Below are 22,432 nucleotides of genomic sequence, written 5' to 3'. Positions count from 1 at the left end.
TGCCGGATTCACCTGTATAACCACCTCACTGCCAACCTATTCACCATGCTATCGATTCTACTTCTTCTGGCCATTGAGCAGGTACCGGACCCGGTAGTTGACACGAGTCGTATTCAACAGCTGGACCCGGTTGTCGTTACGGCGACCCGGACCGAGCGGCAAGTTGGCTCGCTGCCGATGCCGGTTACCCTGATAGGCCAGCGGCAGATTCGGCAATCGGGGAGTTTGCGGCTGAACGATATTTTACGGGAGCAGACGGGCCTGGCTATTGTCAACGACCACGGGCAGGGGCTGCAGGTGCAGGGGTTCGGACCGGACTACACTCTGATTCTGGTGGATGGCGAGCCATTGGTTGGCCGTACGGCCGGTACGCTCGAGCTGAGCCGGTTAACAGTGGGAAATATCCGACAGATTGAAGTAGTTAAAGGTCCTTCGTCCAGTCTGTACGGCTCCGAAGCCCTGGCCGGCGTGGTGAACATCATCACCGCCAATCCGGCGGAGGGAATGCGGGGTAGCCTTTCGGGTCGGTACGGTGCTAACCAGACCAGCGACCTGACCACCGATGTATCCCTGCGCTCCGGCAAAACCGGTCTTTACCTGTTCGGCAATCGGTACCAGTCGGGTGGCTACGACCTCAGTCCCGAAACGCCGGGCACCACCGTGTCTCCCTTTCTGAACTACACCGCCAGCGGGCGGCTCACCACGAGCTTCGGTCCCCGCCTGAAACTGGGCATATCGGGTCGTTTCTTTACGGAACAGCAGGACAACTCGCTGGCCACCGTTGATCAGCGGCTAGTCTCGGGCACCGGCCGGGTTCGTGACTACTCCATAAACCCGGTACTGACCCAGCAGCTAACGGACACCTGGAAGCTGACTTACCGCTATTACCACACGGGTTACTCTACCACCACAAAACTGGCCTATCAGGATACCCAGGCCCCCTACGACGACAGCTATTTTCGGCAAAACTTCGACCGGGTAGAGATTGTCACGGAGCGCACCTTCCGAAACCGGCACTACCTGACGCTGGGAGCCGGCTACATTGGCGAAGGCGTAGAAGCCACCCGCTATCCCGGCCGTCAGCAGTTCAGCACCCGCTACGGACTGGCTCAGTTCGAGTGGCAGCCGTCGACCCGACTGACGTTCATTGCGGGAGGCCGCTTCGATGCCCACAGCCAGTATGCCTCGCAGTTCAGCCCTAAGTTGTCGGCCCGTTATGAGCTTAATCAAACCCTGGCCATACGGGCTAGCGCAGGCGTTGGGTTCAAGGCGCCCGATTTCCGCCAGCTCTATCTCAACTTCGACAATGCGGTGGCGGGGTACAGCGTGTTTGGCACTCAGGAGGTGGGCGCGGGTGTCGCGCGGTTGCAGCAACAGGGTCAGATTGCCGAAATCCTGATCGATCCGGGCCGATTTGGGGCTATCCGGGCAGAGAGTTCAGTGGCGGTTAACCTGGGGGCGGTGCTCGACCTGCGCAAAGCCTACGACATTCCCGTACGGATCAGCGCAAATCTCTTCCGAAACGACATCCGCGACCTGATCGAAACTCAGGTCGTGGCCCGCAAAACCAACGGGCAAAACGTGTTCAGCTATACCAACCTCAGCCGGGTATACACCCAGGGCATCGAACTGGATGGCAGCTACCGAATCGAACTGGGCGGCTCTCAGCTAACGGTCAGCAGTGGGTATCAGCTCCTCGAAGCCAAAGACAAGGCCGTGGTGTCGAGCATCCGAAACGGGGATATTTTCCGTCGGAATCCGGAAACCCTGCTTACCGAACGGGTCAACCTGTCAGACTACGGCGGGCTGCTGAACCGGTCCCGGCACATGGCCAACGTAAAGCTCTTCTATGAGCTGACCAAATCCGGTGTTTCTGCCTCGCTGCGGGGCATCTACCGGAGTCGCTACGGCCTGGCCGACCGGAATGGCAACCTGATTCTGGACGAAGCCAGCGAATATATCCAGGGATACATGACCTGGCACCTGACAGCCGCCAAGACCATTAAAAAGATCACCCTGCAGGCCGGGGTCGATAACCTGACGGGCTATACCGATCCGTCATTCATCCCCACCCTCGCCGGGCGGCTCTGGTACGCCAGCCTGCGCTGGGACTGGGCCACGACGATAAGCAAATCCAATTAATCAGTACATACTCTTATGAAAACTACGTATCCCGTTTTACTCCTGGCAGCCGCTATGTCCCTGCTCCTGGCCTGTAATGACGACGACACCGCTACCAACCCAGTGCTGCCGGTACAGGCGCAGACGGTAACGAACCTGCCCGCCGACCCGACCACCCCCAGTTCAACGACCGGCCAGCCACCGCTCAGCACCGGCAAATACACGCTGTTCAACCTGAGAGATAACAAAACCGTAGCCAATACCGACTCGGCCAGTACCAAATGGGACATTGGTTTCCGGGGTACATCGATCATCGTCAACGGTGGCCCGATCCGGTCCGGCCAGGGCGGAGCCTATGTGCATACCGGCACCTTCGATGAACTGACGACCCTACCCACCTCGGCCACGTTCGCGCAGGATCAGAGCCCATCGAGTCTGGCCATTCCGGCGGTGTCGGGGGCGGGCTGGTACAACTACAATTCCAGCACCAACCTGGTTACGCCGATACCGGGGCGGGTGCTGGTGATTCGTACGGGCGACAACAAGTACGCCAAGGTCGAGATCCTGAGCTATTACGAGAACGCACCTGCCGCGCCGACTTCGGCCAACCGGTCTCGGTTCTACACCTTCCGGTACCTGTACCAGCCCGACGGTTCCATGAAACTCAACTAACCCCGCCCCGGCGGAATCCCAAAGTCCTCGGCGTGGCAGCCAGCCCGGTCCATGAACTGTACTGGCTGCCCGCTTAGGCACAAACCACTCAACAGAACGACGCTTACCGCTATGAACCACAAACACCACTTCCGAAGTTTTGCGCAGAACGAGTTTGGGTATGTAGGCATGTGTGAAGATTGCCGCGTGGTCAATGTGGCGTTCAACAACTCGCTCTTCTGCCTGTCTCTTGACCAGTTCGATGCATTTGCCGAGATGATTTTTGACCGGCTGGCCATGCAGCCGTTCGGTACGACCCACGGGAAGGAACTGCTCCTGCCTACGCCCATGCCGAACTACTTCCTGCTTTTTTCGGAAGACGACCTGGCAAACCTCTGCGCCTTACTGACCGAAGCCGCCCCGGTTCTGGAAGCACAACGTATTCTTGATCTGAGTCAGCGACTCTCCTAACCATCCTCTGATTATGACGGCTGTTTCTCAACCAACAACCCTTCTTCGCCGGCTGGCGCGCTGTGTATTCGCGTTGTTCATGGCAGTACCGCTGGCCACATCGGCGCAGGTACCCCGCATCGTCTCGCTCGACGGAACCGTCAGCGAAATTCTGTGTGAGCTGGGGCTACAGGATCGGCTGGTGGGCGTCGACGTGACGAGCACCTATCCCGAAAGCCTGCAAAAGCTCCCTAAAGTAGGTCACAACCGAACCGTTTCGGCCGAGGGTGTGCTGGCCCAGCAACCGACACTCGTGCTAACGACCGAAAAAGCAGGTACCAAACCGGCCGTGCTGGACCAGCTACGGGCGGCCGGGGTGCAGGTAATCACCTTCGAACAGGAGTTTTCGGTGGAGGGCACTAAAAAGCTGATTACCGACATAGCCGCCACCTGTCGGGTACCCAGCAAGGCCCGGGCCGTTGTCCGGCGGCTGGAGTCGGATATGGCCCGGGTTCAGCCGGCGCCGGGTCGGCCCAAGGTCCTGTTTATTTACGCCCGGGGAGCGGGAACCATGCTGGTGGCAGGCCGGGGAACACCGGTCGAGAAGATGATCGAACTGGCCGGTGGCCAGAACGCTATGCGTCAGTTCGATGAGTTTAAGCCCTTAACGACCGAGGCTCTCGTGGCTGCCAACCCAGATGTTATTCTCCTCTTCGATAGTGGGCTCGAAAGTTTAGGCGGGGCCCGGGGTTTGCTCGATATTCCGGGCGTGGCCCAGACCAACGCGGGAAAGCAAAAACGATTGGTGACCATGGATGGCCACCTGCTCACGGGCTTTACCCCCAGGCTGGGAAAAGCCATCAGCGAACTGGCCCGTAAAATCAGCCCCTCGGGCTCGCTCTGACCGATGGCAACCGAACAGCTATTCACCGACCAGCCAATAGCCCGCATGCCGATTACCCGGACCGGCGCGCTGCCGGCCGTGCGCCGACCCTGGCTCCTGCCGGTGCTGGTCGCGGGCCTGCTGGCTACCGTTCTGGTTTCGGCCGGGGTCGGTGCGGTATTCATTTCGCCGGCCGAGGTGCTGGGCATGGCCGGCCATCATTTTGGACTGGCTGCGGCACCCGACGAAACCAAAACGGTAATCCTGACCACGATTCGCCTGCCGCGGGTCTGTCTGGGTCTGCTGATCGGGTCGGGGCTGGCGGTAGCGGGAGCGGCCATGCAGGGCTTGTTCCGCAACCCGCTGGCCGATCCTGGGCTGATCGGTATTTCATCGGGAGCCTCGCTGGCCGCCGTTTGCATGATCGTTCTGGAACTTACCCTCTTTCAGCAGCTGGGTGGTCTGCTGGGGTATTATGCCCTATCGGTGGTTGCTTTTCTGGGCGCCTGCGGTACCACCCTGCTCGTTTACCGGCTGGCCCGGGTAGCCGGGCAGTCGGTCGTGACGACCATGCTGCTGGCCGGTATAGCCATCAATGCGCTGGCGGGGGCGCTGACGGGGCTGCTAACCTACCTGGCCACCGATGATCAGTTACGGACTATCACGTTCTGGTCGCTGGGCAGTCTGGGCGGGGCCAGCTGGACCACCGTACTGGCGCTGCTGCCCTTTACGGGGGTGGTGCTGGTTGGTTTGCCCCGGCTGGCCAAGTCGCTCAACCTGTTATCGCTGGGCGAAAGTCAGGCAACTATGCTGGGGGTGAACCTGACGGGACTAAAGCGCCAGGTGATCGTGCTGAGTACCCTCGCGGTGGGCACTTCGGTAGCCGTGGCGGGCATCATCGGGTTTGTCGGCCTGGTCATTCCACACCTGATCCGGCTGGTTGCCGGAGCTGATCATCGGCGGGTTCTGATCGGGTCAGCGCTGGGCGGGGCTATCGTGCTGACCGGTGCCGATGCCCTCGCCCGAACCATTGTGGCCCCGGCTGAACTGCCCATCGGCATCCTGACCGCCTTACTTGGAACGCCCGTATTTCTCTGGATGCTAATCAACGAACGAACCCGCTCCTGACCATGCTAAACGTTGAGAACCTAAGCTTCCGAACAAACCAGCGAACGCTGTTGACTCAGCTGTCATTCGAGGCCCGGGCGGGCGAACTGCTGGCCATTGTCGGACCTAACGGAGCCGGGAAGTCAACCCTGCTCAAGCTATGCGCCGGTGAGCAGAAACCCACCGCTGGCACCATCGCGCTGCACGCTACCCCGCTGAGCGCGTACAGCAGTAAACAGCTGGCCCAGTGTCGGGGTATGCTGCATCAGCAAAACACCCTGGCGTTTCCGGTTCGGGTCCACGAGTTGGTGCTCATGGGCCGCTACCCCCACTACGGAGCCCACCCCTCCCCCGCCGATTATTCGATTGCCGCAGCGGCCCTGGAAACGGTAGGCATGCAGTCATTTAACAACCGGATCGTGTCGACCCTGTCGGGTGGGGAGCAGCAGCGGGTTCAGCTGGCCCGGGTACTGGCCCAGGTCTGGACCATACCAAACGGCTTACTGCTGCTCGACGAACCGACCACCGGCCTCGACCTGCTCCATCAGCATCAGCTGCTAGACGTAGCCCGGCAAATGGCACAGCGGGGGTTTGCTGTCGTCGCTGTTCTACACGACCTGAACATGGCCGCCCAGTACGCCGATCAGATACTGATGCTGCGGGCCGGTCGACTGGAAGCCTACGGTACGCCCAATGACGTGCTGACGGCTTCGCTGGTGGAGCGGGTGTTCGGCCTACCGGTCAAACGGCTCGAAAACCCCTGTCATCACTGCCCACTGATTGTTCCTGTACCTACTTTTTCACCCGCCTTTACACAATAACCTATATCATTTATGACAACCGACCTCCTTTCTCTCAAAGCACGCTGGACCGATTTACGCCAGCAGCAGCCCCAAAGCCGAATTCGTGATGCGGCTCAACAACTCGGGGTCAGTGAAGCCGAACTGCTCGTTACCGGCCTGGGCGAAACCGTTACCCGACTCACCGGCGACTTCCGGGAGCTGCTCAAACAGGTTACCTCGCTGGGCTATGTGATGGCGCTGACCCGCAACGATGTGCTGGTGCATGAACGCAAAGGCGTATATGAGAAAGTATCGTTCTCGAACCACGTAGGCCTGGTACTCGGACCCGATATAGACCTGCGGCTATTTATGAACCGCTGGCAGTGGGGCTTCGCGGTGCAGGAAAACGGCCGAAAAAGCCTGCAGTTCTTCGACCCGCAGGGACAGGCCGTACATAAAATCTACCTCACCGATCGCTCCGACGAGACCGCCTACAACCGGTTGGTAATCCGCTTTCAGGATAGTCAGCAATCGACAGAACTAGCTATACTGCCCGCGGCTGCCAAAGAGATCGAAAAGGACGACACAGATATTGACGTGAGCGGGTTTCGGCACGGCTGGCTCGACATGAAGGACACCCACGAATTCTTCAGCCTGCTTCGTCAGTACGGGGTGGGTCGTCAGCAGGGACTACGGCTGGCCCCCGAAGGCCATGCTCAGCTGCTGTCGATGGAGGTGTTGAAACGGATATTCGCCGAAGCCGCTGACCGGCAGGTGTCCATTATGGTTTTCGTATCCAACCCCGGCTGCATTCAGATTCATACCGGGCCTGTCCATAAGCTCGCAACAATGGGCCCCTGGTTCAATGTGCTCGACCCCACGTTTAACCTGCACCTGAACGAAACCCGTGTCGATCAGGTATGGTTGACCCGAAAACCAACCACCGATGGCATTGTCACGGGCCTGGAGCTATTTGACAAAGACGGGCAGAACGTGGCGCTCATCTTTGGTGAACGAAAACCCGGCAAGCCCGAACTGTCCAGCTGGCGCACCCTGGTCGATGATATGGCGGCTGCCGCCATTTCCTGATAACAGACCCGTTTTCTTGGCGTCTATAGTGTCCATTCTCTCCCGGTGGGTCAGCCCGAACGGGCGAATAGAGTGGACACTTTTGGTTACCCCAGCTCACATAAATCGCTGATTCTAAAAACAGTATGGCTAAACGTCGGTTTTACTACCCATTCCTACTCATCTCCATTTATGATCATGCGATTTTACTCATTCGTCACCAGTCTTCTCCTGCTCGCAACCTGGGGTTGTCAGCAGGAATCCGTAACGGTCTCACCCGATGCGGCCTCACTTGACGCACGTTCGCCGACGGCGGCTACCAAGCCAGCGGCCGCGCAGAATTTTCGGCTGAAGCAACTGTTCGTCGAAGGCTATGCAGGCGGCCTGGGGCCCTATTTCGTGACGACACACTTTGAGTACAACGAGGGGCGCGCGCTGAAACGGGCTATCATTCCACCCACGTCGGCAGCCGCTCCCGAGCTAACGAACGAGTATACCTATGATCAGCAGGGGCGGGTTGTTTCGTACTTTGTTCGCTACAGCCGGCCCAACGGCGATGGGAGCGTGGGAGAACTAAACACCTTTACCTTCGGAGACAATCGTATCGAACAATCGTTCGCCCGGCAGCTGGCCGACGGGCAGAAGCTGCCAACCGCCGAAACGAATCCGCGGCATATATACCGCACCAACGCCGACGGCCAGATGACGGAATGGATACAGGAAGGCATCATTCGGTACGGCAAGCCTACGCGTGCCCGTTACGTATATACCTATGAGAACGGGAATATTACCCGGGCCACGTACCTGGATGCGAACGACAAAGCAGAGTTCACCATCAGCTACGAGTACGACGATAAACCCAACCCCTTCTACCGCTGGATGTATACGATCGACCCGGTGCTGTACAACAGCCGGAACAACGTGGTGAGTACCCAGGTCAACGAGAGCGCGCCGTCCCGAACCGAATATACCTACACCGACAGCGGATTACCGGCCACGAAAAAAGACGTGACAAAAGGAGCCGTGTTGACCTACGAATACGAAACGTACTAGGCAGACAAACCCGTCAACGAGTGAACCCCGGACCGATCTGGGGTTCACTCGTTGACGAAGATACGCTTCTGTTAAAAAATGGCTGGGAAGCCGGTTTCACCCTTAAACAACCTCCTGGGAGTGATTTGTCGAGCCACTAGAAGTTTGAAAACTACCAGACCCCCCCCCTCTACGTAGATGGCCCTGGTCTGACTCACCAGCAATTATATCTGCTCTATACCCGCCTTGAACTGACTGATTTTAAACTGGCAGGCATTGGCGCCGTATGCGTTTGTCATCTGTCGCTTGGTTTGGCCGGGGTAAGGTTTTTACCTTTGCGACCAGATTACGCAACTTCATGAAAAACAAACTAATCGTAAAACGAAACTGGCTGTGGCTGGTTTTCGTATCGTTAACTCTCCAGGCATACAGTTGGAACAAGCCGACCCATATGGCGATCGGCGCCATTGCGTACCGCGATCTGCAGCAGAAATCGCCGAAAACGCTGGCTCGCGTGCTGAATTTACTTCGACAGCACCCCGACGTGAAAACGCGCTGGGCACCGATGATGGCCGACACTACGCTCACCCCTGCAGAAAAAGACAGGTACCTCTTCATGCTGGCCGCGCGCTGGCCCGACGACATCCGGGGTCAAAACAATCCCAACGACCACGCCACCTGGCATTTCATCAATTATATCTACAACCCGTCGTTGGGTATTGCCCGCACCGATTCGTCGCTGGCCACGGGCGAAAATATCGTGCAGGCGTTTGCCCTGAACCAGCAGATCCTGCAAAGCAACGCCCCCGACAGTGCGAAAGCGATTGCCCTTTGCTGGTTGTTTCACCTGGCGGGAGATGTCCATATGCCCCTGCATACGGCGGCCCTGATCAGTCCGCAGTTTCCGGAAGGCGACCGGGGTGGCAATCTATTCAGGATCAAGGTGAGTATGAGCAATCCGACCCTGAATCTTCATTCATTCTGGGACGGCATGCTGTTGGGGAAAGACCAGTTTCGGGCGGCTGACCAGCTGGCCATCGAACTGCTGAAGAATCACCCGAACCGCAAACGGATACGGGGTCGAAAACCGGCCATACAGGCCTGGTCGACCCAAAGTTTTGACCTGGCCCGATCGCTGGCGTACCGACAGGGGGCACTCGTTCCGGGCACCGGTGCCGAAGGGGCCGTTCTCCCTGCCGACTACGTAGCCACGGTAAAACCGGTTGCCGAACAGCAGGTCGCCTGGGCCGGTCACCGGCTGGCGGGTACCTTACGGGCCGACGTGACGCGCCACTGATAAGATGAGCTAGGCCCGTCTGCCGGTCGATCCGGCCGGGCGCGTCCGCGATGGGCGGGGTTTTGTCAGGTACCAGGCGGTAACGATTAGTGGAATACCCAGGCTGATCCACGACAGGATATCCCAGCCGTCGTTACCGACCAGGGCCGCAATCAGGCCAATCAGACCCAGGACGTTCAGTACCAGCGGTATGGTCCAGATGTGCCAGAATTCACGCTTCATGGGCCGACGTTTTTTCCAGGTTGAGGGATAGAATTTCCTGCTCATCTACCGCACCGTCTCGTTTCGACAGGGTTCTGGCGAGCTGGGCCTGGGTGGCTTTGTACCGGGCGAACCAGAGATACAGTCCACTGATCAGGATCACGATCATGATCAGATCGAAAAATGCCCAGATAATCTTGAGTGGCAATCCGCCATAGTCTCCGAAATGAAGCGGCTGCGACAGAAAGAAGGCGTTGACGTACCAGGGCATGGTACGAACGTCGGTCAGGGCACCGGTTTTCGCATCGATGAGTACCGGTTTCACCAGCCGCTCGGTCAGGGGCGTATTCCCCTTCATGAATACCGCATAATGGTGCTGACTGGAGTAGGGCGTACCCGGATAGGCAATAAAGGACGGACTCATGTCGGGAGCGGTGCGGAGCGCCACCTGCATTGCCTTATCGAGCGGACTGAGCCGACCCCTTAACGGTGCTTCGTTTTTGTAGGGCGCCACCATCTCGGCCAGCTGCCCCTGCTGCCAGAAACCCAGTACCACTTCGGCCAGGGTATTGACAACACCCGTCAGGCCAACCACCGAGGCCCAGATAACCGTAACTACGCCCAGCATATTATGCATGTCGAGCCACTTGAGCCGGGTTGATTTTTCGGTCCGGATCATACCGAAGTCGAACCGGCGCATGATGGGGCTGTAGAGCATCAGACCCGAAAGGATGGCCACGAAAAACAGCAGGCCCATCAACCCCAGAAACAGCTTACCTCCCAGACCCAGAAACATGTCTACGTGCAGCTGAAGCATGATGTACATGAATCCCTCCTTAACGGCTGGCTCTTCGAGGACCTGAGCGGTTCGGCTGTCCAGAATAAGCAGGGTATAGTCGTCGGCGGGCGACGTGATCGAGTCAGACAGGGTGAAGGTAGTCGTGTTTGGTTCGTGCTCGTCCCAGTAGGTGTACCGGATCACCTTGTTCGGGTAATGCTGGCGGGCTTTTTCGGCCAGTTTTTCCAGCGGAACCTGGGGCGTACCGGCCGGCAGAACCTGAGCCAGGGGCGCTTTGCCCTCCAGATGCTCGATCTCCTCGTGGAAAATCAGGGGTAAGCCCGTCAGGCAAAGCATCAGCAGAAACGCCGTGCAGATGAGGCTGGTCCACTTGTGAATCAGAAACCAGGCTTTTATCTGTTTTGTGGTACTCATAATGGCCAAACGTTACCGGTAAGAAACAGACTGCCAGCCCGGCGTGTCCGGGCTGGCAGTTTACAACTAGAATGCGTAGCTCACACTACCCGCAAAATTCCTCAGCTTCTGCGGGTTAGCCGTTGTATAACCGACCCAGTAGCGCTGGTTGGTGAAGTTGTCGACTTTACCCGACACGCGGAATTTTCGGTAGGTATAGAAGACCGATGCGTTCAGGACCGTGTAGGCCGGCAGGATAAATACCCCCTGGCTGACACTGTTAAGAATTTTATTGTCGCTGGCGTAGTTACCACCTACGCCCACGCCAAGCCCCTTGAGGAGGTTGTCGGGCAGCCGGTAGCTGACCCAGAGGTTAGCCAGGTAAGGCGACGAAGCCGTTGACGGTCGGCGGCCGTTTACGTCGGCATCGGCCCGTACCAGTTTGGCGTCGTTGTAGCTGAAGCCGGCCACTACGTTAAGCCCCCGGGCCGGATTAGCAATCACTTCCATCTCTACGCCCTTACTGGTCTGAACCCCGTCCTGAATCTGAGCAAAGCGGGCGGCTGCCAGCGGGTTTGGATCGGTACGCAGGATGTCGTTTACCCGAATCGAGTAATAGCTGATGGTGGTGCTGAGTTTACCCCCGAAAGCGTCCAGTTTAACCCCGGCCTCTACCTGGTTGGCCCGCTCCAGCTTAGCCTGACGCTGGCTGGTGCTGTCCGGAGCCTGCAGATCGAACGCGTTGTAGACGCCCCGGTTGTTAAAGCTGTTCTGGTAGTTGGCGAAGAGGGCAACTACGTCTTTCACGGGCTGATAAACCAGACCGAATTTCGGCGAAAGGGCGGTTTGCTGGTAAGCGGCTACAGCTCCCCCTTCCGAACCGCCTTTGTTGTCGTAATGATCGACCCGCAGGGCGGCCAATACGCTGAGCTGATCGGTCAGGTTCAGCACATCCGATGCATAGGCACTATAAATGTTCCGCTTGTTGATAATAGGATACGTGAACTGGGGAGGACCGCTGGCGTAGATCGAATCCATCCGGCTCCCGCTGAAACGGCTGTAGTCAAAGCCCGGCACGTTGAGCGGAACCGTATCGAACGTACTGCCGAAGAAACGCTGGTTCGAGTTGATGCGCAGGAAGTCGAGCCCCACGACGACCCGATTGCGAAGCGAACCGATGCGAAAATCACCGTTCAGGTTCTGCTGCACCTCGAACACAGTATTGCGGCTGTTGTCTGTCGACTGATCGGCTCGGGTCAGGAAGTTGGATTTACCCGCATCGGCCGGGTTGCCCGTAACCACATTGTCTGGTACGAGGTAGAAGTAAGCGCCCTTGCCGTCGGAAAAACTCTGGCTCGAGGTGATATTTGTGGACGTAGTGAAGGTAGGCGACAGGCGGTAGTTGATCTGCCCAAACAGGTTGGTGCTTCTCGAATTCAACGACAGTCCGTCACCCATGTAGGAGTTGCGGTAGTCCAGGTTCAGCTGATCGGCGCGGGTGGCACCCAGCTGATCGGCCGGGAAGTAGAAGAATATCATTTGCTTGCCAACACTCTGCACCCGGGTAATCTCGGCGTCGAGCAAAATCGATAGCCGCTCGTTCGGTCTGAACATCAGACTCGGCGCCAGCGCGAAACTGCGGGTGTAGCCCTGGGTCTGGAAGGTGCCTTCGTAGTTGTAGGCGGTGTTGACGCGCAGTAACAACGAACGCGACGCGTTGAGGGGGGTGTTTACATCCAGGCTTACCCGGTTAAAATCATAGCTACCGCCTGCCAGGGTAACCTCACCGCCAACCGTTTCGTAGGGTTTCTTGGTCACCCGGTTCATCAGCCCGCCGTACGACGTCAGCGCACTCCCGAACAAGGTAGCCGAGGGTCCTTTGATGACTTCCAGCTTTTCCAGGTTAACCGCATCGATACCGCTTGATACGTAACCGGCCACGCCATTTCGCAGCGAGCTCTGCAGAATGAAGCTGCGGCTGTTGTAAAAACCACCCCCATCGCCCGAGCGGCCGGTGGCTTCCCACATCCGCTGCACACCCGGCGCGTTCCGGATGGCGTCATCGACCGAGAACACAAGTTGTTCGGCCAGCAACTCCTTGCCGACCGAGGTATAGACCTGCGGATTTTCCAGATTTTTCAGCGGCATCTTCGACACGTAATCACTCGTGGTGCGTGAAAAACGATTGATCTGACCCGCGCTGATGATGACCTCTTGCAGCTGAGCGGTGTTTTCGGCCAGCACGAATGACACGGTGGTGGTTTCACCGGCCGTGACGGTAATGGTTTGCTCGGCGGTTTTCAACCCGACCGACGATACGCGAATGGGATAGGTACCTGCCTTGACCCGGTTGATGACGAAATCGCCCTGGCTATTGGTCAGGGCGCCCAGACCCGTTGTGCCTAGTGTAACGGTGATGCCTTCGGCAGGATTGCCATCGGCGGTAGTGACATTCCCCCGAACAGCCGGGCCCGTCTGAGCCAGCACCTTAGCTGAGGAAATGGTAACGAGTATAAACAGGAAAAAATAAACTGATCTCATTGTGGTGCGCTTTAATTAGCACACAAAACAAGTAGGCAAACGCGAGAATTAAAAATAATTTTTAATTATTCTAAATAAATTGCCTACACAACCGACCTTGTAAACTGAGTATACGGGTGTTCAGATTACCATTTTTTAGCAGCAAAAGGTCACTTTCCTTATTGCTCCTTTCTCTTACTCGACAGGGTTATAGGGATCATATAGCCCGTTTTGGCCTTCCCATCGCATCGTCCGTCTACCAACGCTACGCTGTTAAGGCCCTAACGGGCCATATCGATCCTCATTTCCTTAGCTACCAACGCTACGCTGTTAAGGCCCTATCGGGCCATGGCGATCTTAACTCTTCGCATACCGACGCTGCGCTGTTAGGGCCCTAACGGGCCATGGCGATCTTAACTCCTCGTATACCGACGCTGCGCTGTAAAGTCCTAACGGGCCATGGGTGTCCTGGTTCCCTTGTTTACCGACGCTGCGCTGTTAAGGGCCCAACGGGCCATGGCATGGCTTGAATTCAAGATAACTGGTGATGAGAGATGAATGCATGGTAAAAAGTCCATTGCAACTTACCGGTGCCGACCGCTTATCAGGCCGTAACCAGGACATCGCTCATGCGTTTGAGCAGGGTTTCGACATCCTGCTGGCGGGCCAGCCGATACCGCGCGTACGAAGCACCGGAGCCAACTTTCAGCGTGTAGGCCCAGTTAGGCAACTGCCGGAACATGTCCTCGTCGGTGGTGTCATCGCCAATGCTGACGATAAAGTCGTACGGAATTTGTTCGAAGATCGACAGAGCAACCGTTCCTTTGCTATGCTGGGAGGGCTTCACTTCAACGACCTTGTTCCCCTGAATGACGGCCAAAGGTGTGGAGGTACTGACATCGCGGAGCTGAGTGGCCAGTTCTACACTCTGGGTGTCTACATCGTCGGCCTCAACGAGCCGGTAATGCCAGGCTATAGCCGTTTCTTTCTCTTCAATGAACGAGCCGGGGAACCGGTCGACAAACTGGCTCATAACTGTCCGGATCGGCTCCACCCAATCGCCAGCCGACAGATCGAGCCGTTCCCAGGGCTGCCCGGGCTTTTTGAGGAATGCGCCATGCTCGGCCACCAGATGAACGGGTATCGAGTCGAAGGTTTTTTCCAGAAACGCCCGGTTACGGCCACTGATCACGACCAGGTCGGTAGCCTCGGCCAGTCGGGAGAGCGACTCGCGCAGCGTATCGGAAGGGCGCGCACTAGCCGGATCATCGACAATCGGGGCCAGCGTACCGTCAAAATCGAACAACAGCAGGCGCTGTTGTGCTTCGGCAAACGCCGTCAGGAAAGGACTCAGCGACAGGTCTGTTTCCAGACCCGGCTGACTGCCCGGAACTTCGTCAAAGGCCATAAGAAAATCGTGACTCCAGCGAAAAACATTGTAATTCTGTAAGTGATGACGCATGCGCTGCATCCGGCGCTCCTGCTCCTCGGGGGCCATGTGTAGCCCCTGTTTGATGGCATCGGCTACCTCCTGCGTGTCGGTCGGGTTGATGATCAGGGCGTCTTTCAGCTCCTGAGCCGCACCGGCCAGTTCACTCAGGATCAACACCCCCCGGTTGTCCTGTCGACTGGCCACGAACTCTTTGCAGACCAGGTTCATACCGTCGCGGATGGGGGTTATCAGCGCCACATCACAGAGGGTGTACAGCGCCATCAGTTCGGTGAACGTCATCGATGCGTAGGAGTACACGATAGGACGCCAGCCAATACTGCCGAACAGGCCGTTGATACGCCCGACGGTTTCTTCGATCTCCCGTTTGATCTCCTGATACTGCTCGATCTTGTCGCGCGAGGGCACCACCGTCATCACGAACGTTACCTTATCGTGCCAGTCGGGATTCTGGTTCAAAAACCGCTCGTACCCCAGTAGCCGGGAGGTGATCCCTTTGGTGTAATCGAGTCGATCGACGGAGAAGATTACTTTATTCTGCCGGAGCTCGGAGTGGTAAAAATGGCGGGTGTCGATGACGGCCGGCTCCTGCCCCGAGCTGTTGAACTTGTTAAAATCGACACTGATCGGAAAATCTTTCACCACCACCGGCCTGTCGGGCAGCACGATCCGATTCCCGATAATGGGCAGGTTCAGCACCTCCGATACGCTCTGGATAAAGTGCTGCACATAATCGGCGGTATGGAACCCAATCACGTCGGCCCCCAACAGCCCCTCGATGAGCGCCTGTCGCCAGGTGCGGGGCAGCAGTTTAACAATTTCGTAGGTCGGGAACGGTATATGAAAAAAGTACCCGATGGTTGCATCCGGCCGGGCCTCTCTGACCTGCCGGGGCAATAACATAAGCTGGAAGTCATGGATCCAGACCAGATCGCCGGGCTCGATCAGCTGGTCGAGTTCTTCCAGAAAACGATTGCTGGCCTGCTGATAATCATCAAAATTTGGTTCGCTGAACGATGCATAGGACGGAAAATAGTGAAAGAGGGGCCAGATCAGGTCATTGCTAAATCCTTCGTAAAACCCCTTATGCACGGCTTCGTCCATAAAGACCGGATGGGCTACAAACGTCTCGTTCTCGAAAACCGACTGATCGATCGATTTTAGTTTCGGGTCGGCATGACCCACCCAGTGTATTTTGGTAGCCTGACCGTCGGGGTTGTTCCCCATACGCTCGGCCATCGACAGCACCGCGGAGACCAGACCGCCCGAGTTCTGCACAAGCTCCAGCCCTTCTTTGGTCTGCTTTATGGTAAATGGCAGACGGTACGAAACAATAAGAAGGCGTTTAAAAGATGGCTTCGATACTTTCATTCAGTTGGCACGTTGCTTTTTACAAATCACGCTTACACGATTTAGAAGCGGATTAACTACATGTTATGACTCGAGTCCGGGGCGGTAATGACCTGATGCGTTTGCTCCGGATCGGCCCTGCTAATTTGAAAAGTCCGGATCGCCGGCCGGATTATCGGGCTGACGATCGTCGTTATCCCGGTCCTGCTCCCGGCTGATCTGACGACTCAGGCGGTAGCTGAACCCAATAAATCCGATCCGGCTCTCGCGCTTGCTCAGGCTCGTCGCCAGGAAGTTGGGTCCGAAGCTGTCGCTCTGGAACTGGAGGGTGTTGAACACATCGCTGACCCGCAGCGACAGGGTACCTCTCCCCTTCAGAACCGTTTGTTTAACGCCCAGGTCTACGTTTGTGAAACTATTGATAGTCCCCTGCGCGACCAGAAACGGCGACCGGTAGTTGTACACGAGCTGAATGGCGGTTTGCCGGGTAGGTTTCAGATCAAACGTCACCCGGCCGGTCCAGCTCCGGTTGGTCCGGGAGAGAATGTCGGGTACGTCGGCGCTGGCCAGGATCGACCGTTGAAAAAACGAGAAGTTTCCGCTTGCTTTCCACCAGCGGGTAATGTCCTGGTTGAGGACCACCTCCAGCCCGTAATTCTGGGACCGGTTGAGGTTCAGCGACGTCTGTTCGGTTATGCCGTCTTCGCGCAGGGTGCGGTAGTTTGTAATCTCGTTATTCGTCTGTCGGAAAAACAGCGACGATGTCAGCGAGGTACTCTTCCCGTTCCAGAGGTGACTCAGCTCGAAGGAGTTGATCAGTTCAGGATTCAGTAGGGGATTTCCGAACCGAATGTTGAGTGGGTCCGAGAGATCGATGAACGGGTTCAGCACCCGAACCGACGGCCGGTTGATTCGCCGGGTATAATTGATCTGTAGCTTTTGCGCCTGGCTCAGGTTGTAATTGACGAAGGCGCTCGGGAACAGATAGATATAGTCGGTGGTGTTGCGCTGGCTGGTAGTCCGCTGGTCGGTGCTGATGCTGGTATATTCGGTCCGTAGCCCAACCTGATAGCTAAATTTTTTCAGTTCATTCCCCAGGTTTACGTAGGCAGCACTGGTCTGTTCGTCGTAGATGAAATTATTGCTGATACCGGGGTTCAGCACCCAGTCCGGGCCTTCCAGGTTCTCGAACACGTAGTTGGCACCCAGCTGGCGCGTGGTGTACTTAAGTCCTCCCTCCAGCCGCTTTTTGCCTTTCAGCGGCTCTACGTAGTCGAGCTGCAATACCCCAACCCGGTTGTCGCGGTCGTTGGTGGCCCGCTGATCGCCGATCAGGAAATTGGGGGTAAGCAGCGTTTCGGGCAAGGTGGTCGTATTGGTAAAGCGCTGAAATTCGGTCCCTTTGTTGGTCGACAGGGTCGCATCGAACGACAGCTCGCGCCCCTTTTTCGGGAAAGTCCGTCGGTACCCGAGCGTATAGTCAATCCCCCGTTCGGGTTCCCGCTCTTCGTTGGTACGATAGATTTGCCCGAGCGAAAGCCGGTTTTCGTCCTGCGTATCGAAGGTTTCTACCTCGCTGTCGTAGCTGTACCCCGGTCGGTAGAGCGCCGATACCGTAATATTGTCCCGTTCAGAAAGCGTATAGTCGAAGCCCAGCCGCAGATTGTTGTTGACCCGGCGTCTGACCGCATCGTTACGCTGCGCCAGGAACGATGTCGAATCGGTAAAGAGATTCTGCCGGTCCGAGATCCGGTACTGAAACCGCCGGTCTTCCCGGAAGTTGTAACTACCAAACAGGTTCAGCTTTTTAAAGCGGGCGTTCAGATTAATGGACGCATTGTACTTATCGCGCGTACCGACGTTCAGCTGAACGGTGCCGTTGAAACCAGCCGCCCGCTCTTTCTTAAGCACAATATTGATGATCCCCGCGGCTCCGTCGGCGTCGAAGCGGGACGAGGGGTTGGTGATAATTTCGATGCGCTCGATGTTACTGGCCGGAATCTGTTCCAGAATAGCCTGCCGGTCTAAACCCGTTAGCCCCGATGGCTTCCCATCTACCAGCACAATGACGTTACTGCTCCCCCGTAAGCTCAGCACCCCATCCACATCCAGGGTAACCGACGGTACATTCTGCAAAATATCGACCGCCGAGCCGCCCTGCGCAATGGGGAGCTGGTCGACGTTCACAATTTTCCGGTCGAGTGAGTATTCGTAGGCCTGCCGCTGTCCCTGAACAACGACCTCTTCCAGCTGCTGCGATGTCTCGGTGATAATGACGTTTCCCAGGTTAACGGCGGCATTGTCGGCCGACACCGTAATTCGTGGGATTCGTTTGGGGGCATACCCCAGGCTCTGAATCAGAATATAATAAATGTCGGGGCTCAGGTTAGCGATGCTGAAATACCCGTTTTCATCCGTCAGTCCTCCCGTTACCGAACTGGAGTCGCGGGTGCGGAAGACGCCCACACTGGCGAATTCGATGGGTTGGTTCTTCCCACCCTGTACAGTTACCAAACGGCCCCGTAAGGTTCCCGTCGCGGCCGTAGCCTCACCAGCCGGTTGACCTGGCTGAGTCGGGGCCGGTGATGTCTGGCTACTGTCCCGGGTAGCGGGCGGGCTTATACCAGCGTTTCCGGGTGTCGACTGCCGCACCGTATCGGGCCGATCGGCCGAGTTGAGCTGGGTTGTATCGGGGCGGGTAGGGCTTAGGGGCTGCAGGGTGTCGGGTGCCATACCCAGCGCCTGCCTGAGCGAAGCGGGCGACGGCTGCTGCGCCCGGCTAATCGAAGATACCAGACAAATACAGACTATGGAGCAGCTAATAAGCAAATGATTCATTCAGAAGATGTTGAGTAGAAAAGGTCGTACCTAGTTAACCTTTTCCCAGACGCTGTGTTTGAACGCAGCGCCCCTAATTACCAATCATTACGTGTCAGACACTGACGTGTTCATCGGCGCAGGCCTGGGGGTCGGGCTGGTCGCAGCCTTTATAGATCAAAATCGACTCGGGCTGCAGGGTAGTCGTATCACCGTCCGACAACCATTCGGGTCCGGCTTCGGGGCCAAGCCAGGCCGGATCGGCCGAGTCGATCAGTTTATGCCAGTAGGTGTTGAGGGCAGGTACGGTGATTTCTCGTTTCTCTTCCGAAAAATTCATCAGGCATAAGATGTCATTCCGTTCGTACCAGCGGTGAACCACCATCGTTTCCTGATCAGGTTGCTGATTGACCGACGTTTGTTTCCGGTTTAGATGATACAGGGCCGGTTGCTGTCGACGAAGGCGGGTAAGCGCCTGATAGTAGGCATAGAGCGTCTTATTCGTCTCATCGGGTTGGGCATCTGTAGCAGCCGCAGCCAGATCCTGGTCGGCGTCAGCAGAGGCCTCCGTACCGCCCTCGCCAGGCGTCAGCACGACGAAGGGATTGGTCCCGCCCCATTCGTCGCCCATGAACAGGGAAGGCACGTACGGACTCACCAGGATGGAGCCAGCCATGAGTTTCATAGACTCGAAGCTTGGCTGCCCCCCCCCCTCTTCAGTTGCCGAAAGTCCGTGTCCGGCTTCGTGGGGGCGGGTAAACATCACACTGGGCTCACTAACGATCGTCTCTGCCTCCCGACCGAAGAGTTCGCGGAGCACCGAAGAGAACTGCCTGTCGTAGATAAAATCTTCGCGGTAGGCTTTCCTGGTATGACCGTCTGTTTCGTAATAATTCCGATAGGCCTGGTCAGCTTTGACGGGGCGTCCCCCGCCCATCGGTTCGGCATCCTGATCAGCTTCCTGTTCGGGACTATCTTCGACCAGGAGGTAATAATGCCGTCCGGTTAACCCGGTCAGCGCGTCGGCCTGCTGCCGGATGTCGCTCAGAACGGCTTCCGCATCGGGCAGCACCTGAAGATCGTTTAAGCGGAGGGCATCGACGTGAAAATCACGCAGCCACATCAACGCGTTTTCAACGATGTATTGCCGACGCGCCTGCCGCCAGGCCCGACCGTTATTGCCCGTTCGGCGCCGGCTGCGATCATCCGATCCGGTGCAACGCGCGGCTACGTCTTCCAGATACTGCTTCTGCTGGTCGACATGATTGTAGGACAGGTCGACCGTTACGGCGATGCCTTCATAATGGCAGGCATTGACCAGTTTCTGCAACTGGCCTGGCCCGCCGTACGAAGCCTGCACCGCATACATAAAAATATCGGGGTGATGCCCCTTCTGGGCATCGGGAAAGGGCGTGACGGGTCGTATTACGATGGCGTTTACCCCCAGCGCCTTCAGGTACCCGAGCTTGTCGGCAATACCCATAAAAGTGCCCTCGGCCGAGAACGTGTATACATCCAGTTCGTAAATGATGTATTCATCGAAAGGCGGATTGACCCAGCAGGTATCCTCCCAATAAAAGGCGCTGGTGTCGAACGCCTGGGAGGGGCCGTAAACCCCATCGGGTTGAACCAGCGAGGCCGGGTCGGCGAACTCTTCTTCGTTTTCAAGGACAAACGAATACCGATCGCCGGGCTTGAGCTGATCTGTTTCAGCGGACCAGTAGCCCAACTCAGACCGGGTGAGCGGCAGTGTGAGGCTGTCGCGATTGATGGTGAGGGCCACCTGACTGGCATACGGAGCCCAAAGACGTATCTTCGCTTTCTGCCCGGCATCGAACGTAACGCCGAGTGTTCGTCTGTTTAATTCTACCTGGCCCATGGTGCTTTTTAGTAACGTGAGTTGAGAACATGACATCGGTCGACATATCAGCCAAAAACCCGGCCTATGAGTAGCCGGTTAGCCGTCCTCTCTGGTTGTATAAACCAGAAATCCGCCAAATTGTATGCGTTTGCGCAGCATGTTGACAGCCCTGCATAGCTGCACAACGGAAAAGAGAGAGGCAAAAACCGTAAGGACAGCCAGCGGTTTTAGCAGTCGGAGCAGTAAAAACATAGGCTTATTGTTGATCAACCAGCGATAACCAACAAACTACGGGGCAACTACTTAGAATGAACTTAACCTAATCTTAGAAAAACATTAGATTACCGCGCCGGCCATTCCCTAGTTTGGCCTTCTACCATTCAGTAAACTATCGGGCTGGCCCCAAACTTTACCCTTCTGATTTAGTAGATTATTCAAATACTATTGATTATGTCTGCTTTGCCTTCCGCTCTGATCAATGAACTTTCGTTTCTGCGCCATATCCTTGATTCGACTCAGCTAGGGGTTGCCATTTTTGAGCCTATAACTGACGAGCAGGGGCAGGTAATCGATTTTAACTTCGTGTATGTCAACAACCGGATACGGGAAATGTATGGGGGCGCCTTACCGGCCGATTTGCCCCGGCCGGTTTCCTACCTCCAGCTTTTCCCCAGCGCCAAATCAAGGGGATTGTATGACGAATACCTGAAGGTGCTGCATACCGGCCAACCCTACCAACGATCAGAGCTGGCCTATGCCTGGGACGGGATTGACGGCTGGTTCGACCTGGTGGTGAGCCGGTACGAAAACAGACTGGTGCTTATCACGTCTGATGTTACCTCGGTCAAACAGATGCAGCTCGTGCTGAAGCATCAGACCAGTGAGCTGGTCACCCTTAATCAGGAGTTGATGCGCTCGAACCAGGAGTTGCTCGAATTCTCGTACGTAGCGAGTCACGATCTACAGGAGCCACTCCGAAAAATTCAGCAGTTCGGCGACATGATGATCGATATCTATGCCGCGCAACTCGGGAACCACGGAACCGACCTGCTCAATCGAATGAAAAACGCGTCGGTCCGCATGTCGGCGCTGATCAACGACCTGCTCGACTATTCGCGACTGACCCGACAGCCCGACACCTTCCGTAAAAACAATCTGAACGACATTATTGACACCGTGCTGACCGCCCTTGAAGTTGTCATCGGCGAGACTAACGCCCGGATTGAGGTTGCCCCCATGGCCGAAGTTATATGCGACGCAAGCCAGCTCAATCAGCTCTTTCAAAATCTGCTGACCAACGCCATCAAATTTACCCGCCCCGGCGAATCCCCCCACGTTATCATACACAGCCGAACGGTTCAGGCCCACGAGCTCCCCGTCGAGTTTACCCCCATCAGCGCCCGACCGACCTACCATCTGATCGAGGTTCAGGACAACGGTATCGGCTTTGATCAGGCCTACGCGGATCAAATTTTCGGTGCCTTTCAACGGCTGCATAACCGAACCGAGTACCCCGGAACCGGCATAGGGCTGGCCATTGCCAAGAAGGTGGTTCTGAACCACGGCGGATTTATAAAGGCAACAGGTAATCCGGGGCAGGGCGCGGTCTTTAGCATTTATTTACCGATCTAGCTGGTTTAGCGAACGAAA

The 22,432-nt window shown here is 56.7% G+C and carries 16 protein-coding genes; 10 read left to right on the top strand and 6 right to left on the bottom strand.

Features of this window, described 5'->3' with window-relative positions:
• The first annotated feature begins 45 nt into the window (after positions 1-45).
• The 9 genes from B1C80_RS19595 (at position 46) to B1C80_RS19555 (ending at position 9,391) form a co-directional block, all read left to right on the top strand.
• Positions 46-2,142, top strand: a complete 2,097-nt coding sequence (locus B1C80_RS19595) for a TonB-dependent siderophore receptor (protein WP_077922911.1) — start codon at positions 46-48, stop codon at positions 2,140-2,142.
• A 15-nt stretch (positions 2,143-2,157) separates the two neighbouring features.
• On the top strand, positions 2,158-2,793 hold the full coding sequence (locus B1C80_RS19590; protein ID WP_077922910.1) for an HmuY family protein: 636 nt from the start codon (positions 2,158-2,160) through the stop codon (positions 2,791-2,793).
• 111 nt (positions 2,794-2,904) lie between these two features.
• Positions 2,905-3,243: a DUF6686 family protein gene (locus B1C80_RS19585; RefSeq protein WP_077922909.1), complete on the top strand. Its 339-nt coding sequence runs from the start codon at positions 2,905-2,907 to the stop codon at positions 3,241-3,243.
• 13 nt (positions 3,244-3,256) lie between these two features.
• Positions 3,257-4,126, top strand: coding sequence for a hemin ABC transporter substrate-binding protein (locus B1C80_RS19580; protein WP_077922908.1), 870 nt, complete (start codon positions 3,257-3,259; stop codon positions 4,124-4,126).
• 3 nt (positions 4,127-4,129) lie between these two features.
• Positions 4,130-5,233: an iron ABC transporter permease gene (locus tag B1C80_RS19575; RefSeq protein ID WP_077922907.1), complete on the top strand. Its 1,104-nt coding sequence runs from the start codon at positions 4,130-4,132 to the stop codon at positions 5,231-5,233.
• Positions 5,234-5,235: 2 nt separating this feature from the next.
• Positions 5,236-6,033 (top strand): heme ABC transporter ATP-binding protein, encoded by a 798-nt coding sequence (locus tag B1C80_RS19570; RefSeq protein ID WP_077922906.1) that lies wholly within the window; start codon positions 5,236-5,238, stop codon positions 6,031-6,033.
• Between the two features lie 12 nt (positions 6,034-6,045).
• A complete protein-coding gene (locus B1C80_RS19565; protein WP_077922905.1) occupies positions 6,046-7,083 on the top strand; it encodes a hemin-degrading factor in 1,038 nt (345 codons plus the stop codon).
• 177 nt (positions 7,084-7,260) lie between these two features.
• Positions 7,261-8,115: a hypothetical protein gene (locus tag B1C80_RS19560; RefSeq protein ID WP_139361687.1), complete on the top strand. Its 855-nt coding sequence runs from the start codon at positions 7,261-7,263 to the stop codon at positions 8,113-8,115.
• Positions 8,116-8,452: 337 nt separating this feature from the next.
• Positions 8,453-9,391: a S1/P1 nuclease gene (locus B1C80_RS19555; protein ID WP_077922903.1), complete on the top strand. Its 939-nt coding sequence runs from the start codon at positions 8,453-8,455 to the stop codon at positions 9,389-9,391.
• Between the two features lie 9 nt (positions 9,392-9,400).
• On the opposite strand, the gene B1C80_RS19550 is transcribed toward B1C80_RS19555, so the two are convergent.
• The 6 genes from B1C80_RS19550 to B1C80_RS19525 all read right to left on the bottom strand — a co-directional run bounded on the left by B1C80_RS19550 (position 9,401) and on the right by B1C80_RS19525 (position 20,800).
• Complete coding sequence (locus B1C80_RS19550) at positions 9,401-9,613, bottom strand: hypothetical protein (protein ID WP_077922902.1); 213 nt, start codon at positions 9,611-9,613, stop codon at positions 9,401-9,403.
• Positions 9,603-10,805 carry a PepSY domain-containing protein gene (locus tag B1C80_RS19545; protein ID WP_077922901.1) on the bottom strand — a complete coding sequence of 401 codons (1,203 nt, stop codon included), beginning with the start codon at positions 10,803-10,805 and terminating at the stop codon, positions 9,603-9,605. The genes B1C80_RS19550 and B1C80_RS19545 overlap by 11 nt, the downstream gene beginning before the upstream one ends.
• A 66-nt stretch (positions 10,806-10,871) precedes the next feature.
• On the bottom strand, positions 10,872-13,325 hold the full coding sequence (locus tag B1C80_RS19540; RefSeq protein ID WP_077922900.1) for a TonB-dependent receptor: 2,454 nt from the start codon (positions 13,323-13,325) through the stop codon (positions 10,872-10,874).
• A gap of 583 nt (positions 13,326-13,908) precedes the next feature.
• Positions 13,909-16,125: a bifunctional alpha,alpha-trehalose-phosphate synthase (UDP-forming)/trehalose-phosphatase gene (locus B1C80_RS19535; protein WP_077922899.1), complete on the bottom strand. Its 2,217-nt coding sequence runs from the start codon at positions 16,123-16,125 to the stop codon at positions 13,909-13,911.
• Positions 16,126-16,245: 120 nt separating this feature from the next.
• The gene (locus B1C80_RS19530; protein ID WP_077922898.1) at positions 16,246-18,942 is read right to left on the bottom strand and encodes a TonB-dependent receptor domain-containing protein; all 2,697 of its coding nucleotides are present in this window, start codon (positions 18,940-18,942) and stop codon (positions 16,246-16,248) included.
• Between the two features lie 94 nt (positions 18,943-19,036).
• Positions 19,037-20,800: an alpha-amylase family glycosyl hydrolase gene (locus B1C80_RS19525; protein WP_161492790.1), complete on the bottom strand. Its 1,764-nt coding sequence runs from the start codon at positions 20,798-20,800 to the stop codon at positions 19,037-19,039.
• Positions 20,801-21,232: 432 nt separating this feature from the next.
• On the opposite strand from B1C80_RS19525, the gene B1C80_RS19520 reads away from it, so the two are divergent.
• Positions 21,233-22,414, top strand: coding sequence for an ATP-binding protein (locus tag B1C80_RS19520; RefSeq protein WP_077922896.1), 1,182 nt, complete (start codon positions 21,233-21,235; stop codon positions 22,412-22,414).
• The last annotated feature ends 18 nt before the right edge of the window (positions 22,415-22,432 follow it).

Source organism: Spirosoma sp. 209 (genome assembly GCF_002006735.1).
GTDB classification, from domain to species: domain Bacteria; phylum Bacteroidota; class Bacteroidia; order Cytophagales; family Spirosomataceae; genus Spirosoma; species Spirosoma sordidisoli.
Note: the sequence above shows the minus strand (reverse complement) of the source record. Positions and strands in the feature narration are given on the sequence as shown.

What these genes read in the sequence shown, in the direction of transcription:
- B1C80_RS19595 (WP_077922911.1), top strand. Translation starts at nt 46, where the DNA reads ATGCTATCGATTCTACTTCTTCTGGCCATTGAGCAGGTACCGGACCCG.
- B1C80_RS19590 (WP_077922910.1), top strand. Translation starts at nt 2,158, where the DNA reads ATGAAAACTACGTATCCCGTTTTACTCCTGGCAGCCGCTATGTCCCTG.
- B1C80_RS19585 (WP_077922909.1), top strand. Translation starts at nt 2,905, where the DNA reads ATGAACCACAAACACCACTTCCGAAGTTTTGCGCAGAACGAGTTTGGG.
- B1C80_RS19580 (WP_077922908.1), top strand. Translation starts at nt 3,257, where the DNA reads ATGACGGCTGTTTCTCAACCAACAACCCTTCTTCGCCGGCTGGCGCGC.
- B1C80_RS19575 (WP_077922907.1), top strand. Translation starts at nt 4,130, where the DNA reads ATGGCAACCGAACAGCTATTCACCGACCAGCCAATAGCCCGCATGCCG.
- B1C80_RS19570 (WP_077922906.1), top strand. Translation starts at nt 5,236, where the DNA reads ATGCTAAACGTTGAGAACCTAAGCTTCCGAACAAACCAGCGAACGCTG.
- B1C80_RS19565 (WP_077922905.1), top strand. Translation starts at nt 6,046, where the DNA reads ATGACAACCGACCTCCTTTCTCTCAAAGCACGCTGGACCGATTTACGC.
- B1C80_RS19560 (WP_139361687.1), top strand. Translation starts at nt 7,261, where the DNA reads ATGCGATTTTACTCATTCGTCACCAGTCTTCTCCTGCTCGCAACCTGG.
- B1C80_RS19555 (WP_077922903.1), top strand. Translation starts at nt 8,453, where the DNA reads ATGAAAAACAAACTAATCGTAAAACGAAACTGGCTGTGGCTGGTTTTC.
- B1C80_RS19550 (WP_077922902.1), bottom strand. Translation starts at nt 9,613, where the DNA reads ATGAAGCGTGAATTCTGGCACATCTGGACCATACCGCTGGTACTGAAC.
- B1C80_RS19545 (WP_077922901.1), bottom strand. Translation starts at nt 10,805, where the DNA reads ATGAGTACCACAAAACAGATAAAAGCCTGGTTTCTGATTCACAAGTGG.
- B1C80_RS19540 (WP_077922900.1), bottom strand. Translation starts at nt 13,325, where the DNA reads ATGAGATCAGTTTATTTTTTCCTGTTTATACTCGTTACCATTTCCTCA.
- B1C80_RS19535 (WP_077922899.1), bottom strand. Translation starts at nt 16,125, where the DNA reads ATGAAAGTATCGAAGCCATCTTTTAAACGCCTTCTTATTGTTTCGTAC.
- B1C80_RS19530 (WP_077922898.1), bottom strand. Translation starts at nt 18,942, where the DNA reads ATGAATCATTTGCTTATTAGCTGCTCCATAGTCTGTATTTGTCTGGTA.
- B1C80_RS19525 (WP_161492790.1), bottom strand. Translation starts at nt 20,800, where the DNA reads ATGGGCCAGGTAGAATTAAACAGACGAACACTCGGCGTTACGTTCGAT.
- B1C80_RS19520 (WP_077922896.1), top strand. Translation starts at nt 21,233, where the DNA reads ATGTCTGCTTTGCCTTCCGCTCTGATCAATGAACTTTCGTTTCTGCGC.